This window comes from Enterococcus sp. NPDC086594, from assembly GCF_044746145.1.
Lineage (GTDB): Bacteria > Bacillota > Bacilli > Lactobacillales > Enterococcaceae > Enterococcus_D > Enterococcus_D entomosocium.
Genome location: NZ_JBIVBP010000002.1, coordinates 239,209 through 257,256 on the forward strand (window position 1 = coordinate 239,209; position 18,048 = coordinate 257,256).

At 43.3% G+C, this 18,048-nt stretch carries 14 protein-coding genes; all 14 read left to right on the forward strand.

Annotated features, from left to right (window positions below):
• Window positions 1-46 precede the first annotated feature (46 nt).
• Complete coding sequence (locus tag ACIPK1_RS05565; protein ID WP_005236549.1) at window positions 47-466, forward strand: GNAT family N-acetyltransferase; 420 nt, start codon at window positions 47-49, stop codon at window positions 464-466.
• A 57-nt stretch (window positions 467-523) separates the two neighbouring features.
• Window positions 524-1,264, forward strand: a complete 741-nt coding sequence (locus ACIPK1_RS05570; RefSeq protein ID WP_400450174.1) for a MurR/RpiR family transcriptional regulator — start codon at window positions 524-526, stop codon at window positions 1,262-1,264.
• Between the two features lie 545 nt (window positions 1,265-1,809).
• On the forward strand, window positions 1,810-2,175 hold the full coding sequence (locus ACIPK1_RS05575) for a hypothetical protein (RefSeq protein ID WP_008381556.1): 366 nt from the start codon (window positions 1,810-1,812) through the stop codon (window positions 2,173-2,175).
• 45 nt (window positions 2,176-2,220) lie between these two features.
• Complete coding sequence (locus ACIPK1_RS05580) at window positions 2,221-4,569, forward strand: WxL domain-containing protein (RefSeq protein ID WP_400450176.1); 2,349 nt, start codon at window positions 2,221-2,223, stop codon at window positions 4,567-4,569.
• A gap of 303 nt (window positions 4,570-4,872) precedes the next feature.
• The gene (locus ACIPK1_RS05585; protein WP_400450177.1) at window positions 4,873-7,017 is read left to right on the forward strand and encodes a glycoside hydrolase family 3 N-terminal domain-containing protein; all 2,145 of its coding nucleotides are present in this window, start codon (window positions 4,873-4,875) and stop codon (window positions 7,015-7,017) included.
• 223 nt (window positions 7,018-7,240) lie between these two features.
• Window positions 7,241-8,242, forward strand: coding sequence for a LacI family DNA-binding transcriptional regulator (locus tag ACIPK1_RS05590; protein ID WP_008381553.1), 1,002 nt, complete (start codon window positions 7,241-7,243; stop codon window positions 8,240-8,242).
• Between the two features lie 13 nt (window positions 8,243-8,255).
• The gene (locus tag ACIPK1_RS05595; protein ID WP_400450179.1) at window positions 8,256-9,173 is read left to right on the forward strand and encodes an ROK family protein; all 918 of its coding nucleotides are present in this window, start codon (window positions 8,256-8,258) and stop codon (window positions 9,171-9,173) included.
• A gap of 57 nt (window positions 9,174-9,230) precedes the next feature.
• On the forward strand, window positions 9,231-10,178 hold the full coding sequence (locus tag ACIPK1_RS05600; RefSeq protein ID WP_005236531.1) for a sugar ABC transporter permease: 948 nt from the start codon (window positions 9,231-9,233) through the stop codon (window positions 10,176-10,178).
• A 12-nt stretch (window positions 10,179-10,190) separates the two neighbouring features.
• Window positions 10,191-11,066 (forward strand): carbohydrate ABC transporter permease, encoded by an 876-nt coding sequence (locus tag ACIPK1_RS05605; protein WP_400450180.1) that lies wholly within the window; start codon window positions 10,191-10,193, stop codon window positions 11,064-11,066.
• A gap of 18 nt (window positions 11,067-11,084) precedes the next feature.
• On the forward strand, window positions 11,085-12,728 hold the full coding sequence (locus tag ACIPK1_RS05610) for a hypothetical protein (RefSeq protein ID WP_005236527.1): 1,644 nt from the start codon (window positions 11,085-11,087) through the stop codon (window positions 12,726-12,728).
• 15 nt (window positions 12,729-12,743) lie between these two features.
• Window positions 12,744-13,322: a hypothetical protein gene (locus ACIPK1_RS05615; protein WP_005236526.1), complete on the forward strand. Its 579-nt coding sequence runs from the start codon at window positions 12,744-12,746 to the stop codon at window positions 13,320-13,322.
• 164 nt (window positions 13,323-13,486) lie between these two features.
• Window positions 13,487-15,115, forward strand: a complete 1,629-nt coding sequence (locus tag ACIPK1_RS05620) for a PTS transporter subunit EIIC (RefSeq protein WP_008381549.1) — start codon at window positions 13,487-13,489, stop codon at window positions 15,113-15,115.
• Window positions 15,115-16,446 (forward strand): 6-phospho-alpha-glucosidase, encoded by a 1,332-nt coding sequence (locus tag ACIPK1_RS05625; RefSeq protein WP_034878889.1) that lies wholly within the window; start codon window positions 15,115-15,117, stop codon window positions 16,444-16,446. The genes ACIPK1_RS05620 and ACIPK1_RS05625 overlap by 1 nt, the downstream gene beginning before the upstream one ends.
• 220 nt (window positions 16,447-16,666) lie before the next feature.
• Window positions 16,667-18,040: a gluconokinase gene (locus ACIPK1_RS05630; protein ID WP_400450183.1), complete on the forward strand. Its 1,374-nt coding sequence runs from the start codon at window positions 16,667-16,669 to the stop codon at window positions 18,038-18,040.
• Window positions 18,041-18,048: the final 8 nt, after the last annotated feature.

Here is an 18,048-nt window from a genome sequence, read left to right on the forward strand (position 1 = left end):
TTTCTCTACGATAAGACAAAAAACAGCAGGAAGGGACGAAAAATCAGTGATTACGATTCGACCGGCAATAGCTGCAGATCAAGCGTTTTGGTTTTCTTTGGATACTCACTTACCAAAGGAAGTCTTCGCCAAAAAGATAATGGAAAAAACTGCTTATGTGATAGTTGCAGACGAACAGCCAGTAGGGTTACTGCGCTACAATTTTTTCTGGGACACGATTCCTTTTTGTACCATGTTAGTGATCGCAGAAGCGCATCAAGGCAAGGGACTTGGGAAACGGTTGGTTACTTATTGGGAACAACAGCAAAAAGCAGCCGGCCATGCTCTTTGTTTGACTTCCACGCAAGTCGACGAGCAGGCACAGCATTTCTATCGCAACCTTGGTTACCAAGATGCCGGTGGGTTACTTTTGACAAGTCCTGGATTTGAACAGCCGATGGAATTATTTCTTATCAAACAGTTGTGATGTTTTTGCTAGCTTGTGGTACATTGATAGGAGAATGAGAAAATAGGAGCGTTTACTATGTCTTTTTTTAGAAAAATCGATTTCAATGAGTTATCAGAGACCGATCGTGCGATTTATCATTATATGTCGAGCCAAAGTGATAAGATTCCCTATATGCGGGTCCGTGAGATCGCGCTTGAATCCCACACCTCAGCTTCTTCTGTTATGCGCTTTATCCGTAAATTAGGGTATGAGAGCTTTACAGAATTTCGTACCCAGTTCAAAGCACCTGAGTTAGATGCTGTCAGTTTTTTTAGCAGTATGACCGTTTTGGATCCGGAACGCTTCCCGCGAGACATCGAAGGAAAAATCCGGCGAATCGCTGAACGAATGCTGGAATGTGAGAATATTATTTTTTATGGCATCGGTGCGTCAGGTTCAATGTGTGAATATGCTGCCCGCCGTTTTGCCACGATCGGATTTAACAGTTATGCTTTGGTGGATAATACCTATCCAATCTTTGCGAAGCTGAAGCATACGTCAGACAATATGATCGTGGTCCTTTCAATCACCGGAACGACCACCGAGATCATTGAAGTGGTCAATGGCTTTCGTAATAATCCTGACTTCACCACTGTAGCAATCACCAGTGACGCCAACAGCACACTGGGGCGAATGTCCGATTATGTCTTAGACTATTCAGTTGATGTGAAACGCATCAACAAGTATGAAGATTTGACGACGCAAATTCCTTGCCTTTTCTTAGTCGAAGCGTTGTCGGAGACGGTTCGTCAGTTTTCTTTATCCGCAGGGGAATAAGCTACATTTTTCCTTTAATAAATGAAAAAAACAAACAGGTTTAATGGATCAAGAGACTTTTCTTTTGATGACTTTTGGACCTGTTTGTTTTTTTGCATTTTAGCAAGCTAATTACGGTTCAGTCATGTTGATAGAAAATGAGAGGGACGCCTGACATGAAGCGTCGATTCAAGGTGTCGAGGATTAAAGGAATAACGTAATCTAAGATCATTGAGCTTTTTGTTGTATAAAAGGGAGATGGCAAGTTTCTAAAATAGTTGCAACAATAACATATGAATGAAACGTATGTTTTTTTTAACTTCATGCAGGATATTCATCGATCGAGGAATATCGTGAATTTTATTCTAAGTAGAACATCGATATAATTAGTATGACATGTTTGAAAACCATGGTTTTTGAGATATCAAGTACGACTACGATCAAGATAGAATGAATTCCATATAAACAGTACTATTTAGGCTTTTGTAAAGAGATTGGCTTTAATAAAATAACACGTCTCAAAAACGATCGTTTTCGAAATGAACAACTCACAAGGAGGAGGGAGAATGGATATCAACGGTGCATCTATTAGAGGAAGGGCTTTGAAAGTATGTTTGGTCTTATTGTTCGCTTTCGGGTTTACAAGAACGAGTTTTGGCGAGGAGAGACGTTCAACGGAAACGGAGGGGACAGTGGGGTTTACCGGGATTTATGAGCCTTTGGATCAACCAGAACCATCTCCACCAACCGGTCCTGTTCCGCGTCCACCGCAAGACACGGGTAAACCCGGCGGGCAGCTGCCCCAGACAAACTTCATTCAACGGTTGGATTGGGTGATTCTTGGAAGTCTCTTGCTGATCACCGCACTTAACATATACGTAGTAAAACAACTTATCAAAAAAGGGAAATCAACATTCCCTAAGTGGGGCTAGATCCCATGGGGAAAATAAGAGAAATGACATTTAGGAGTGAATGCGATGAACTCATTTTTTCGCAAAAAAAATAAGTGGTTGCTGGTTCTACTTGCCTTACTCCCACTGATTACAACATTAACAATCATGAATGCCGAGACGATTTTTTCGTGGACACCAGAGGAAGAACACGAGGAGAAGGCCGACGATGAAGTGAGTGGAGAAATCTCCTTTGCGGAGGAACTGATCCAAGGCGAGGTCGAGCACGTAATAGATTTTATTTTCTACTCAGAAGTTGCCCTCGAAACGGTGGACATCGCGTTGCCTCAGGAAATAAGCATTGATCAGGAAGCTTTGAACGATGAACTAACGGTGGTAGCAACAGACCACGAAGGTGTGTGGCAGCTGAACAGCGAGACCCCACAAACGACTTTTGTCTTACCGATTCTTGTGGATACGATCGGAGAATATGAGATCATCGTTGCCGAGACTGCTACGCAGCGCCTGCTGATCTTAGATCATACGGAGGCCGAAGACACTGATTCGACGGAAGAAGAGAATGACTCTGCGGAAGCAGATCAAGCAGATCAAGCAGATGAGGCTGCGGATGAAGTAGGAAGAGAGGCAGAAGTAGATGATAGAAGTGATACTACAGCTAAAATTCGAATTGAGCGAGCAGATTTCTTAGATCATTTTGATTTGCAAGGACACCCTATCGATGCTACTTATAACGAGCAAACAGGAGAAGTGCTGTTAACGCCCAATCTATCAGATCACGTTGGTAATGTTACTTTAAAAGAAAGGCTCAGTTTGGATCGTCCATTTACGCTAAAAGGCAAAGCAAATATCGGAACGAGATTAGACGGAGCCGATGGCATTGCTTTTGGCTTTCACAATTCGGCTACAGATGAAGTCGGGTATCCAGGAAATGCGTTTGGTATTGGCGGTTTGATCGATGGCTTTGGGTTTAAATTGGACAATAATTATAACACTACACCTAGTGTTTTTGAAGAATTCACGAATCGATTTGAGGTGATTAGAGATCCAATGTCTGTTGGCGGTGCGCCATTCGCTGGATTCATCTATCATACAGGTCCGCGAACGATGGCGACCTATACCGGCAATGATGCATTACCGCAAAGAGCTGGAAATCGCTTGGGACATGATTTGGATGTACTTATTCAATATCAGCCGGATGAAAATGGGAGATGGTTTCAAGTCGATTATGACAATCGGACATGGCGTAGAGATATTAGTGATTGGCAACCTGAGGATGTTTCTGCGATGGCTTTTCTTATTACTGGAAGTACAGGTGCAAGGAGTGATCGCCATACCTTTACTTTTGATTGGATGGAATATCACATTGGTACTGGAACCGTCCATGTAAACTATCTGGATCGAGAGACAGGGGAGGATATTCTACCAACTGAAACATTAGAACTACCATTACGTTTCCTTCATACCCTTGACCCCAAGAACCGAGAGAGCGATGAACCCTATCAGTTAGGGTATGACTATTACGGGGTTGAGTTTAACACAGAACACTTTGACCCAAGTACATTTGCTATTATGCCGCAGCCTTTCCATCAGAATGTTACTTTTTTATTTGATCGCGTGCCATCGAACATCAAGATCAATCACATAGATGAAGAAGGGGTAGCATTGAGGGAACCAACCTATCAAGGAGAATTCGTAAATGAATCGGTTGATATCTTGCCTTTGACAATTCCTTATTATCAATATCTTTACGAGCGGGACGGTCAGCCGCTGGAAACAAGAGTCACCCGAGATGAACAAGAATACTGGCTGGTTTATGGTTTGGAAAGTACTCCGCAACCAGTAGACCCTCTTGATCCGGATACGCAAGTAAATCCTGAGAATCCGCCTGAGATTGATGCAGAACAAGGGTTTGTCAGCTTGGATTTTGTTTCCCAATTCCAGTTTGGGACAGTTGGCATTCGGTCAGAAACGACGACCTACGATGCCCTGCCGCAAAAACTCCTTCAGCCGGCTGATCCAAATGATAATCTACGCCCTAATTATGTGCAGGTTTCAGATCGGAGGCGGGAAAATTCCGGTTGGACCCTCCGTGCAACCTTACGAGAGCCTTTTGAAAGTGATGAAGGGCATCAACTGACTGGTGCTAGAATTTTATTAGACAATATCGATGTAGTAACGACTAGAGAAAACGTGTCTGAGCCACCTACTCATAAAAAGCAAGCAGCACTGACTGTTGGAAATGCGGAGATAATCGCACAAGCAGGTGCCAACCAAGGCAGAGGCACTTGGGTCCAGCGCTTTGGCGATCGAGAAACAATGGATCAAAGTGTCAAACTTGAGGTGCCAATTAGTGCGACTCCTCAAGCCACGAGATATTCAGCAACCATTCTTTGGGAACTTTCATTTGTTCCTTAACAATAAACAAAAAGAAGCTGCAGCGAATTGCAGCTTCTTTTTGTTAGCATCGGAGAAGACACAATGTCGGATGTATCAGGGGATTTGGTGTTATCCATTATTTATGGTACACCTTGTACCATGATGAAGATTTTTCCTTTTTGCCATGAGTTGCACCAAAGTATGAAGACCGTCTTTTTTTGAAAACGTTTTTAATTATACTGAATGAAAGGAATCGGCAACATGTTGCTTCTGCTAAGAAGGAGCAAATGCCGAAAGTTCGATAAGCAAAAGAAGAGAGCCTAATGATTGGAGAGAATAATAGTGGAAACCGTAAAACTAAAAGAACTGATTGACCAAATGACTGTAGCTGAAAAAGTGGGCCAGTTGGTCCAATTGACGCCAGATTTTTTTGCGCAAGGAGGAGAAATCACCGGTCCGATGCAACAATGGCACATGAGTGAAGACCAATTATTTTCGATTGGTTCTGTGTTGGGCACTCATACCGCTGAACAAGTGTATGCCATCCAAACGTCTTATCTTGAGAATAGTCGCTTAAAGATTCCTCTTGTTTTTATGGCAGATGTTATCCATGGGTATGAAACGATTTTCCCAATTCCACTGGCATTAGCATCTTCCTTTGATGCGCAGTTAGTGGAAGAGGTTGCTAAAGCTTCAGCAAAAGAAGCGGCAGAAGCTGGTGTCCATGTCACGTTTTCACCGATGGCGGATCATGTTAAAGACGCGCGCTGGGGGAGGGTCTTGGAAAGTAATGGGGAAGATCCGACCTTATCTGCGGTGTTGACGGCTGCTTATGTACGAGGGTATCAAGGAACTGCTTCCCTTGCAGAAAATAAACAGCGAATTGCTGCTTGTGTCAAACACTTTATCGGCTATGGCGCTGCAGAAGGCGGCCGGGATTACCATACTGTCGATTTGTCTGATCTGGAGCTCTACCAAAATTATCTGCCCGCGTTTCAGGCGGCGATTGAAGCTGGTGCAGAATTGGTCATGACTTCTTTTAATACGATCCATGGTGTGCCGGCCACAGCCAATCAACCATTGTTGCAGGAAGTATTGCGAGAAAAGCTTGGGTTTGATGGCTTGATCATCTCAGATTGGGCAGCGGTGGCGGAATTGATGGCGCATCGTGTAGCTGCTGATCGAAAGGAAGCCGCACAGAAAGCTTTTACTGCAGGTGTCGAAATGGATATGATGAGTGATTGCTATTTGAACGCACTAGAGCAAATCATTCAGGCAGATCTTGCTATGAAAGAGCAGTTGAATAAGGCGGTTTTTCATGTGCTACATTTAAAGAAAAAGCTAGGCCTTTTTGAAGACCCTTATAGAGGGTTAGCACCGGAAAACTTAACGCCTAGACTCCTAAAGGAAACCCGTCTTCTTTCAAGAGAAGCAGCAAAGCAAACAACGGTTCTTCTGAAAAACCAGGCACTGTTGCCTTTGCAGAAAAAACAAAAGGTCGCGCTGATCGGTCCCAAAGCAGATTCAAAGGATCTTTTGGGGGCTTGGTCGTGGATCGGCAAACCAGAGGCTGCGGTCTCCTTAGCGGAAGGTCTTTCTCAAAAAGAAATTGACTTAACTGTCTTATCGTACCCTGATGGGGAAATGTTGACGAGCGCCTTTCTTGATGAGGCGTGTAAAGTCGCTAAAGGAGCTGAGGTCGTTTTATTGGCTCTGGGGGAAACCAGCGAGGAAGCGGGAGAAGCGGCAAGTCTGACCAAACTTTCTTTATCAAGAAAGCAAGAAGCATTGATTGAAGCAGTAAGTCAGGTCAATCCTAGGATCGCAACGATTCTTTTCTGTGGCAGACCAATGGTTTTGACCGCCATCGAGCCTCTTTGTCAAGCCATCATGATTGCCTGGTTCCCTGGATCAGAAGGCGGTAATGCATTGGCAGATTTGTTGATGGGCGAATCTGAACCGCAAGGACGTTTAGCTATGAGTTTTCCAAGGGCAGAAGGACAGTTGCCGTTGACTTATGCTCAACTCTCTACAGGTCGGCCACTGACAGAAGAGAATAGTGATCAAAAATATATTTCGCGCTATATGGATGAAAAAAATGAGCCGTTGTTTTCTTTTGGCTCGGGGATAGGCTATAGTAAATGCACGATTACCCACACCCAAATCATTATTCCTCAGGAAAAGGGAGCGCCATTTGAGATCAGTTGCACACTGAAAAATGAGGGCGATGTGCCGCATACAACGACATTGCAACTCTATAGCAGAGACGATGTTACGGAAGTAGCACGACCGATGAGGGAATTGAAACAATGGCAAAAAATCCATCTTGCTGCAGCCGAAGAAAGGCAGCATTCATTCTATGTTACACCAGAGGATTTTGCTTACGTTCATTCTGATTTCTCGACAAAAAGTGATCCTGGTACGATTTCCTTATACCTTGGCTTTGCTGCTGCCTCAGCGAAGTTGATTGGTACGCTCACGATTTAAAAGCCTTTCGAGGCTTTTTTTTTTGGGTACAACTTGTACCAAAGTGGCACAGGTTTCAAGGTGCTGGTACATGCGCCAATTAGTCCTAGAACCATTGTGGGTGAAAACGTTTTTATATATAGTTGGTTTATCGGATGGCCAACCTTAGAGTGGTCGTTGATTTTTTCAGCAAAATAAAAACGTTTTTATTTTTGGGAAGAATCCTTCAGGAGGGGAGAATCATTTGACAAATCGAATCACGATTCGGGAAGTGGCAAAGGAGGCAAACGTGTCGATTGCGACCGTGTCTAAAGCATTAAACGGTGTCGATGTTGTTCGGCCCGCAACGAAAGAACGTGTGATGGCTGCCGCGCAGCGGTTGCATTATGTCCCAAATTTGATGGGCAAACAATTAAAAAACACGAAAACCAAGATGCTTGGTTTTTACACCACCAGCATTAAGGGCCCCTACTTTAGCGTACTAGTTGAAGCCATTGCCAGAGAGGCAGAAAAACATGGGTATGCAGTCAACGTGTTTTTATCTGCAGATAAGCGCGTTGTCCTCAATAGTATTTTAGGTGGTGTTGTTGATGGCATTATTGGATTTGAAGATTTTTTAACGAAGCAGGATTTGGCTGCGATGGAACGAGAACAAATCAAAGCCGTCTTTATCGATCGAAACATTCAAGAGAAGAACTTCGGCAGTGTAGTCTTTGATTCTTTCGAAAAAGGGAAAGCAGCCACCGAGTATCTTTTGTCACTTGGCCACAAAAAAATTGCCTTTATCAGTGGTATTACTGGTGTTTATGATAGTGATGAGCGTTTAAGAGGGTATTTAGAAGCATTAAACGAGGCAGGGGTTTCTAAACGGTCGGACTATCAATTGCAGGGGTTCTTTGAAGAAGAACGAACGAGAGTCCGCGTGCAACAGTTTTTGCTAGAGCAGAAAGATTTACCCACAGCGTTTCTGGCGGGAAATGATCTTAGTGCGATCGGAACGGTCAAGGCGATCCATGAGACCAAGTGGCGGGTGCCGGATGATTTCAGCGTAATTGGCTTTGATGGCATCGATCTCTTGGACTATTTCATGCCTCGGTTGACGACTGTGAAAAATCCAATCCAATTGCAAGGGGTCACGGCAGTAAACCACTTGATCGAAATGATTGAGGAAAATGCATGTGGTGTCTCCTACGTTTTACCAGGAGAATTGAGTATTAATCAATCGACAAAACAAGTAAATGAATAATGAGGGTGAAGCAATGTTTATTGGAATTGATGTTGGAGGAACGGCTATCAAATATGGTGTGATTTTGAGAACGGGTGAAATTGTGAAGAAAGGACAGATGCCAACCATTCATGAAAAAGAAAAATTTTTGCAATCCATCACAGCATTGATCGAATCGCTGCAGCAAGACGCAATGATCGAAGGTGTCGGTATTAGCGCACCGGGCATCATCCAAAAAGATGGCACGATGATCACGGCAGGATCAATCAAACCGCTTTATGGAATCAACCTAAAGTTGGAATTAGAGAAACGTGTCAAGCTGCCAGTCCTTGTTGAAAATGATGCCAATGCTGCAGCGATTGCTGAAAAATGGCTTGGGCATGCACAGGCTTGTGAGAACTATCTTTGTCTTGTTGTGGGAACTGGTATTGGTGGCGGGATCATCGTCAACAATCAGCTCTATCGAGGCAGTCATGGCATGGCAGGTGAATTTGGGTGGATGCTGATCGACACATTGCCTGAACAGGGAAATCTAGAGTCAGTTTCCTTGAATCAACGAGCAGCCATCGTGGGTGGTCTTTGCCATCAGTATCAACTGGCACTTCAGCAACAAGGGCGAAGTGATCTGCCTCAAGATGCAGTCGAGATCTTCCAGAGAGGAGAACAAGGAGAAGTAGTAGCGAACCAAGTGATTGCTCAATTTTTCCAAGATTTATCAGTGGGCTTACTGAATTTGATCAGTACATTTGATCCCGAGCTGATTTTGGTTGGTGGTGGGGTCAGTGAAAATGATGGTTTCATGACAAGGCTTGAAGAGACCATGAGCCAGCTAAAAGCTTGCCATGAAAGTATTGGTTATTTAGAAGGTCGCACGATTGCACCGATTCAACGAGCAAAATTAAAAAATGATGCTGGTATGATTGGTGCGGTCTATCAATTGATGAACCAATAAAGGAAAGCATGTATTTCCTTTGGGTGAAAAAGTAAGCGTTTTAGAAAGGGTGGAAAAATGGAATCAAAAGGTGTCATGCTAAAAGCAACCCCACAGAAAAGGTCATTTTTGCAAAAACTAAAAAGCCAAAGCTTTTATCAAGCGATGGTTTGGCCAGGTATTATCTTGATGATTATTTTTAATTTTATCCCATTGTATGGGATCGTTATCGCGTTTAAAGATTACTCAGTTCTTGATTCGATCGCAAATGCGGAGTGGGTCGGTACTCAATATTTTCAAGAATTTTTTAGTGATTCAATGTTTTGGACGGTGATGAGTAATACATTGGGCATCAGCTTTTTTAAACTACTGATTGGCTTTCCAGCGGCGATTGGTTTAGCGGTATTGATCAATGAAATCGTTCATGTGCGCTTGAAGAAGGTCGTTCAAACGGTGTCTTATTTGCCGCACTTTCTTTCTTGGGTCATCTTAGGTGGCATGTTTATTACGTGGTTGTCTGATACCGGTCTGGTCAATAATTTACTGTTAGGTTTTGGGTTGATCGATGAACCGATCCGCTTCTTGACCGATCCCGAAAAATATTGGGCGATTGCAGTCATTTCCGATATTTGGAAAGAAGTTGGCTGGAATACGATTTTATACATCGCTGCTATGACGGGGATCAATCCAGCTCTTTATGAAGCAGCTAGAATGGATGGCGCCACGAAGTTCCAGCAGATCACGCGGATCACGATTCCTTCGATCCGTCATATTATCGCCTTGACATTTGTTTTGTCAGTGGGTGGGTTATTGGGTTCAAACCTCGATCAGACACTCGTCTTACAAAACCCTGTCAATTATCAGTCCAGTGAAGTCATTAATTCATTTGTCTATAAAATGGGGATCCAACAAGGAGACTTCTCCTATGCGACCGCCGTTGGCCTGTTTGTGTCGGTTGTTTCTTTGATCCTCGTAGTAGGAAGTCATCTTTTGACCAAAAAAATCAGTGATGAATCAGTCTTTTAGAGGAGGAAAAGTATGAAGCAAACATTTTCAAAAGATGAGAAGATCTTCAATACCGCCAATGTGATTTTCATGGTATTCTTTTTAGCCATCATTGCGTTGCCATTATGGAATATCGTCGCTTTGTCGTTCAATGATGCAACCGATGCCGCAAGAGGGGGGATCTATTTCTGGCAACGGGAATTTTCACTAGAAAGTTACTACACCGTTTTTGAAGATTCTGCGATCTATAAAGCTTTTGTTATCTCAGTTGCAAAAACAGTGATTGGCGTTGTTTTGCATACGGCATTAACGGCGATGGTCGCCTATGGGATGAGTCGCAGAAACTTAATGGGACGGAAAATCTACATGAACATGGGGATTTTAACGATGTTCGTTTCCGGAGGAATGATCCCAACCTTTCTCTTATTCAAAGAATTAGGATTGTTAAATAATTTTTGGGTTTACATCATTCCTGTCTTATTTTCTTTTTACGATATGGTGATTTTGATGAATTTTTTCCGGAGCATTCCATTTTCGCTGGAAGAATCTGCCATGATGGATGGCGCCAATCCTTTTATTATTTTCGTGAAAATCATTTTGCCATTGTCCCTTCCAGTTTTGGCAACCATTGCATTATTCCACGGCGTCTTTCAGTGGAACGACTACATGACCGCCAATATCTATGTGGATGATCGTAGTTTATATCCTTTACAAATGCTACTATTTCGGATCGTTTCGGAAAATCTATCGCCCGCAGTGGCGACCGGAACCAATGTTGTCAGAAATACAACTTCACAGTCATTGCAATTAGCAACCATGGTGGTAACGACGGTTCCTGTCGTCGTGATCTACCCATTTTTACAAAAGTACTTTATTCAAGGGATGACTCTTGGATCAGTAAAAGAATAGACAAAAGGAGAGAAAAAAATGAAAGCAAGCAAATTATTTTTAGGGATCGGTCTCGTATGTACATCAGTCATGGTATTAGGTGCCTGTGGTAATTCCAGCAGCGAGTCAAAAGGAGCTGCTGAGGTAGAAGATCTGCCAGAAGCTCGCTTTGAAGCAGACAAAGATACACCAAGCTGGCAAAAAGACACCGACCATGAAGCTACCTTAAAATGGTATGTCAATTTTGATTGGTATGCTCAGCCGGGGTGGGGCAAAGACACTGTGACGCGAAAAATCAAAGAAGACATGAATATCAATGTCGAATTTATTTCAGGAAATGACGAGAACCTTAATACGATGCTAGCTGGTGGCGATCTTCCAGATATCATGACCTTCGATAAAAACCTGTCTGCTGCAAATGAAGCGACAAAATTTGCCTTGCCTTTGAATCTTTTGGCAGAAAAATATGACCCTTACTTCTTAGAACATGCAGCGAAACCGGAATCTGTTCAATGGTTTACTTTAGAAGATGGCAACATTTATGGATACCCGAGCTTTTCCACGACTGCACAAGATTATGAGGACGGCAATGTAGTGGGAGACCAAGTTTTCATTGTCCGCAAAGATATTTACGAAGCGTTAGGTGAACCCGATATGTCGACGCCAGAAGGATTTTTAGATGCGTTAAAACGGGCAAAAGAAGCATTTCCGACAGCAGATGATGGTGCAGCTCTAGTCCCATTTGCTTCGACTGCACTAGATATTTCCAATGGTGGGGATGGCGCCTATGGTGGTACTTTGCAAGACTTTCTCAGTATCGCACCAAGTGTAGACGGTCAATTCAATGATCGTGACGCTGATGAGGAGTACATCACTTGGATCGAGACATTTAGAAAAGCGTACAATGAGGGATACATCAACAATGACCAGTTTTCAGACAATGACAACACGATGAAGGAAAAACTAGGACAAGGGCGTTATTTTGCTTACCTGCATACGAATACGAAGGGACTCAATGAGTTTATGTCCGATAATAATGCCCGTAATCCTGAGCAAACCTATATTGCCGTCGATGGTCCGAAAAATTCGAATGGCGATGATTCCACTTTTACTGGCGGAAATATTGGTGGATGGACACAAACCTTCATCACGACGTCGACAAAAGAACCCCAAAAAGCCATGGAACTTTTGACGTATTTAGCAAGTGAGTATGGCACGATGGTCACTACCTTTGGTATCGAAGGGGAAACATACAATCTTGTGGATGGCGTGGTTGAGTACTCAGAAGAAACAGAAGCGTTACGAAATTCTGATATTGCTCGCTTTGATAAGGAAATTGGTTTAGGTTCTTATTGGTTTGTTGGCAATGACAATTACGCCATTCAAATGGGACAAAAACCAGCAACATCGATTCGGCAGATGGTGGAATGGTCGCAAGACAAATTGGCGCCGCGTTTTGAGATCGAAGACATTGATCCTCGCACCGGTTCTGAAGCAAGAAACCTCACTTCCATCAACACAGCAAGAGTGCAAGCGTTGGTCAACTTTATTCAAGCAGACTCGGAAGAAGCGGGCCGTCAGATTTGGGAAGACTACCTAAAAGAACGAGAAAACAATGGATGGTCAGCAATCGTTGATTACCGAAATGAGAAAATCGCTGAAAATATTGAAAAATTAAACTAAAGGTGTGTGAGTGTGATGTTTGCTTTAGAGAGTCGTTTTTATCGTCTTTGCGAAATCGTTTTTCGTATGCTGGTATTGAATCTCTTGTTTTTAGTGGTATCGTTTCCGATCATCACGTTTCCAGCCGCTTTGCGAGCAGTGGTCGATGCTTACGAACATCCTGAAGCAAAACTGCTAAAACCCTTTTTGAAAAATAGCAAAAGCGCGTTATTGAAGACTCTGCCACTAGGGGTCTTCAATCTCTTCTCATTTTTATGCGGACTCAGCTTGTGGCGTTCTGCTACTTTGACGAATTCATTGTTTTTCTCTTTTTTGACCATCATTTTTCTTACTTTTTTGTTGTCCTACAACATTAACCTGTATGTGATGCAATCAAAAATGCAAGATCGGCAAAACTTGTTTGACCTTTTTCGTAGTAGTTTTTTCTTTACGATGATGCACTACCATAAAGGGATCGGAATCTTAGTCCTAGCAGCGATCGGCTATTTCTTCACATGGCAATCAGCACCAGGTATCTTCTATCTATTTTGTCTGTCTGGGCCCTTGTATTTCTATCAAAAAGTGTTGCATCTAAACAGAGTGGATCAATCTTGATTCACTCTTTTTTTGTTGCTTGTAATCGCCACTAGCTAGGAAGTAGACAGGATGAAACACATTCCAATCTTTGAAACGCATTGAATTGAAAACGTTTGCTATTCTATTAGTAACAAATGTTTCCTATAATGAACCTACAAATCAACTACAAAGGAGTTTCCTCAATGAAAGAAAAAGTGATGGATGCGATGCAGAAATTCTCCAAGGCAATGTTTGTGCCCGTTTTGATTTTGCCGATCGCAGGGATATTGATTGCCGTTGGGAATGTGTTTACAAATGTCCGCTTGCTTGAGCAGTTTCCCTTTTTGGATAATCCGATAACCACCGGTTTTGGTAGTATCTTGTCCGCTTCCTTATTACCGATTTTAACCAATTTGGGCATTATTTTTTGTGTCGGGATTGCTCTAGGGTTAGCTAATAAGAAAAAAGCTGAAGCGGGATTTACCGCGTTGTTAGGTTATTTCGTCTTCTTGAATGCCATGAATAAATTCATGGAACTTCGGGGGATGTTGGTTCCAGCCGATGCCCTTCAAGGTTCAGGACAAGCGATCGTTTTAGGAATCCAAGTGTTGGATATGGGGGTCTTTCTGGGGATCATTTTAGGGATCGTCGTAGCATTGATCCATAATCGTTTTATCGATACGACCTTTAACAACGCCTTTCAAGTTTATGGCGGCGCGCGCTTCGTCTTTATTGTCTTGATTCCGGTCGTCGTGTTATTAGCCATCGTTTTCACGTTTATATGGCCAGTAATACAAACTGGCATCGACGGTTTAGGCGGCATCATTCAACAAACGGGCAACTTTGGCATCTTCTTGTACGGTATGTTGGAACGCTTATTGATTCCAACTGGCTTGCATCACTTGATCTACACGCCGTTTTTGTATACTTCATTAGGCGGTGTCGCAGAAGTTGGCGGTCAAGTCTTTGAAGGGGCACGAAACATTTATTTTGCGGAAATTGCTGACCCAGCAGTCCGCGTATTATCGCAAAGTGTCATTTGGGACGCTCGTGGGATCTCAAAAATGTTTGGACTGATCGGTGCCTGTTTGGCGATGTATCAAACGGCAAAACCAGAAAATAAAGTCAAAGTCAAAGCCATTTTGATTCCAGCTGTCGTCACTTCCTTTATTGCAGGTGTGACTGAACCAATCGAATTTTCTTTTATGTTCGTGGCACCTGTTTTGTTCGTCATTCATTCTGCACTTAGCGGCTTGAGCATGGTGGCGTTAAATCTCTTTGGTTCTCGCGCCATCGGACCGAATGGCTTCATCGACTTTCTTTTGTACAACTTGCCCTTAGGGATCGAGAAAACTCGCTGGCCAGTGTACTTGATCGTCGGAGTCGTCTTCTTCTTTCTTTATTACTTCTTGTTCCGCTTTTTGATCACGAAACTGAATTTGAAAACGGTCGGGCGTGAAGAAGATGGGACAGAGACCAAACTGTATTCGAAGAAAGAGTACAAAGAAAAACAACTTGCTGGAGCAGGTGTCGGGGTCATGGCGAGTGACCAAGCCGCCATTAGTCCGACTGGTGAAACAAGTATCTCAGCAATCATCACCAAAGCGCTAGGTGGCGATGACAATATCAAAACTATCGACAACTGCTATACCCGCTTACGTTTAAAACTAAAGGATCCTGAACTCGTGGATGAAGCGCTACTAAAAGACGAAACACAAGCCAAAGGCGTGATCAAAAATGGTGAAAATGTCCATGTCGTTTACGGGTTGACTGTGCCGAAAGTGCGGGAAGAATTAGAAAATTATCTTGGAAGAGAAGGAGAGATTGAATGATGAAAAATTTTTCAGTAGTGATCGCAGGGGGCGGCAGTACCTTTACCCCGGGAATCGTTATGATGCTACTTGACAATCAAGAACGCTTTCCTTTAAGAAAGCTGAAACTATACGACAATGATGAAGCACGCCAAGCGATCCTCGGCGAAGCCCTGGCGATTTTATTAAAAGAACAAGCACCGCAAATCGAATTTTCATTTACGACGGATCCTGAAGAAGCCTTCAGCGATGTCGATTTCTGTATGGCGCATATCCGAGTAGGAAAGTATGATATGCGGGAAAAAGATGAAAAAGTCCCCTTGCGTCATGGCGTCTTTGGTCAAGAAACCTGTGGTCCAGGAGGGATCGCTTATGGGATGCGCAGCATCACTGGTATGCTGGAGATCATTGATTACATGGAACAGTATTCCCCCGATTGTTGGATGCTGAATTATTCCAATCCAGCTGCAATCGTAGCTGAAGCATGTCGGGTCTTGCGTCCTGAGTCAAAGGTTCTGAATATCTGTGACATGCCCGTGGGCACGTTGCGGCGCATGTCGCAAATCATTGGCAAGCAGCCAGAAGAGTTAGAAGTTCGCTACTTTGGCTTGAATCATTTTGGCTGGTGGACTAGTGTCAAAGACAAAGAAGGCACGGAGTACATTCAAACCATACGTGACTATGTTGCAGAACATGGCTATTTGACGCAGATCGAAGTGGATACCCAACATACAGACCCAAGTTGGCAAGACACCCACAAAAAAGCCAAAGACCTCTTGGCTCTCACACCAGAATATCTGCCAAATACGTACTTGAAGTATTATTTATACCCAGATTACGTCTACGAACACATGAAAGAACACCCAGAGTATACGCGTTCCAATGAAGTGATGGAAGGACGGGAAAGACGAGTGTTCGATCATGCCAAAAAGATCACTGCACAAGGATCTGCTGAAGGGATCGCTTTTGAGATTGATGCCCATGCAACTTTTATCGTTGATTTGGCACGCGCCATCGCTTTTAATACTCATGAGCGAATGGTCATGATTGTGGAAAACAACGGCGCGATTGCGAACTTCCCGGATGATGCCATGGTGGAAGTGCCATGTATCGTCGGTTCTGATGGACCAGAAGCCCTCGCTCAAGGAAAAATTCCTGCCTTCCAACAAGCGCTCATGTTCCAACAGGTGACTGTGGAAAAATTAGTGGTCGAAGCATATGTGGAAAAGAGCTATCAAAAAATGTGGCAAGCGTTAAGCCTTTCCAAAACGATTCCTAGCGCAAAAGTAGCCAAAGAGTTACTCGATGATTTGGTCTCGGAAAATGGTGATTACTGGCCAGGATTGTCTTGATTTGTTTCACATTTGCGAAACATTTTCTGATGGGATAACTGGAAAGAGGAAGATTCTCCAAGAATCTTTCTTTTTTTGATTTTTGCTGTGGAAGAATACTTCTCTGAAGAAAATCATCACTAAACGTCTTCTCAACAAAACGATCAGACAGGTATGCTAGAATATGCCACTAACTATGGTAGAATAAAGCTAATTGAATCAGATGAGAGGGAGCAATGCGATGTTTTTAGGGATTGATATCGGCACAACAGCCATAAAATTTGGGGTCATTGAAGATCGGAAAATCATTTACTCACAGTCATTACCAATCAAAACCCATAGCCACGGGTTAAAACAGACCCAATCAGCGACCCAGATCAGTAGCCAATTAATCAGTGGTGTCACAACGATTCCCGCTCAATTAAAAGCGGCAATCACAGTGATCGGGTTCAGTACCGCCATGCACAGTTTGATGCCAGTGGCTGGTGAGACAGCAGAAGAGATTTACATTTGGTCAGACAATCAAGCGAATCAAACGATGACGGCCTTTCGTCAAACGGATCTGGCAGCAACGTTTTATGAAGAGACAGGGACACCGATCCATGCGATGTCTCCCTTTGCGAAACTGGCTTATTTTCAAACAAGTGGTTCATATTCCAAAGAGACGAAATGGTTAGGCTTAAAAGAACTAGCAATGGCGTTGTTTACTGGACAAGCACGGATCGATTATAGTACCGCATCAGCGACCGGTCTTTTTTCTTTGAAAGAAAAGCAATGGAGTCAAAAGATTCTCAACTATTTATCCCTTTCAAAAGCCCAATTAGCGCCTTTATGTGCACCGACTGATCGTTTTTTGATTACCAAGGAGATGGCGCAGCGGTGTGGCTTGAAGCCTGAGGTAGAAGTGATGTGTGGGGCTAGCGATGGGTGTTTGGCAGCATATGCTGGCTATATTTCTACAGGGATCCGCAACAGCTTGACGATCGGAACCAGTGCGGCGGTTCGTAAAGTAAGTGAGACCACGGTCTTTGATCGCCAAAAACAAATTTTTTGCTACTATCTGCAAGAAGACCTCTATGTCGTAGGGGCACCTTCGAATAATGGCGGTTGTGTGCTTGCTTGGGCAAAAGAGACCTTATCAGAAGATCCTGATGGGTTTTATCATTATCTGCCGCAAGTCATGGAGGAATCACCGATCGGCAGCAACGGTTTACGTTTTTTCCCCTATTTAAATGGCGAGCGGGCACCCTTTTGGACGAATGAAATCACAGGTGGCTTTTCTGGCTTGACCCTGAAACACAATCGCTCAGATATGTTACGGGCAGTCCTCGAAGGCATGCTGATGAACATCGATTTATTAAAGCAAATGGCGCAGTTGGAAGGGGCAGTCACTGTAAGTGGTGGTTTCTTTCAAACAAAACTATTAGGTCAAATGACCGCGGATGTGTTGGGGCTAACCTGTTATCTTTCCGATGAAAATGAACCGATATTCGGCTTGTATGATTTGTACAAAAGCTCTGTTGTGCGGCAAGATCAGCCAGATGAAAAATTTGTTCCTGATCTGCAGAACCACGCGCTTTATCAAGAACTGGCAAAAACGTATTTTCATGCATAAGCAAAAAC

What these genes read in the sequence shown, in the direction of transcription:
- ACIPK1_RS05570 (WP_400450174.1), top strand. Translation starts at nt 524, where the DNA reads ATGTCTTTTTTTAGAAAAATCGATTTCAATGAGTTATCAGAGACCGAT.
- ACIPK1_RS05575 (WP_008381556.1), top strand. Translation starts at nt 1,810, where the DNA reads ATGGATATCAACGGTGCATCTATTAGAGGAAGGGCTTTGAAAGTATGT.
- ACIPK1_RS05580 (WP_400450176.1), top strand. Translation starts at nt 2,221, where the DNA reads ATGAACTCATTTTTTCGCAAAAAAAATAAGTGGTTGCTGGTTCTACTT.
- ACIPK1_RS05595 (WP_400450179.1), top strand. Translation starts at nt 8,256, where the DNA reads ATGTTTATTGGAATTGATGTTGGAGGAACGGCTATCAAATATGGTGTG.
- ACIPK1_RS05600 (WP_005236531.1), top strand. Translation starts at nt 9,231, where the DNA reads ATGGAATCAAAAGGTGTCATGCTAAAAGCAACCCCACAGAAAAGGTCA.
- ACIPK1_RS05605 (WP_400450180.1), top strand. Translation starts at nt 10,191, where the DNA reads ATGAAGCAAACATTTTCAAAAGATGAGAAGATCTTCAATACCGCCAAT.
- ACIPK1_RS05610 (WP_005236527.1), top strand. Translation starts at nt 11,085, where the DNA reads ATGAAAGCAAGCAAATTATTTTTAGGGATCGGTCTCGTATGTACATCA.
- ACIPK1_RS05615 (WP_005236526.1), top strand. Translation starts at nt 12,744, where the DNA reads ATGTTTGCTTTAGAGAGTCGTTTTTATCGTCTTTGCGAAATCGTTTTT.
- ACIPK1_RS05620 (WP_008381549.1), top strand. Translation starts at nt 13,487, where the DNA reads ATGAAAGAAAAAGTGATGGATGCGATGCAGAAATTCTCCAAGGCAATG.
- ACIPK1_RS05625 (WP_034878889.1), top strand. Translation starts at nt 15,115, where the DNA reads ATGAAAAATTTTTCAGTAGTGATCGCAGGGGGCGGCAGTACCTTTACC.
- ACIPK1_RS05630 (WP_400450183.1), top strand. Translation starts at nt 16,667, where the DNA reads ATGTTTTTAGGGATTGATATCGGCACAACAGCCATAAAATTTGGGGTC.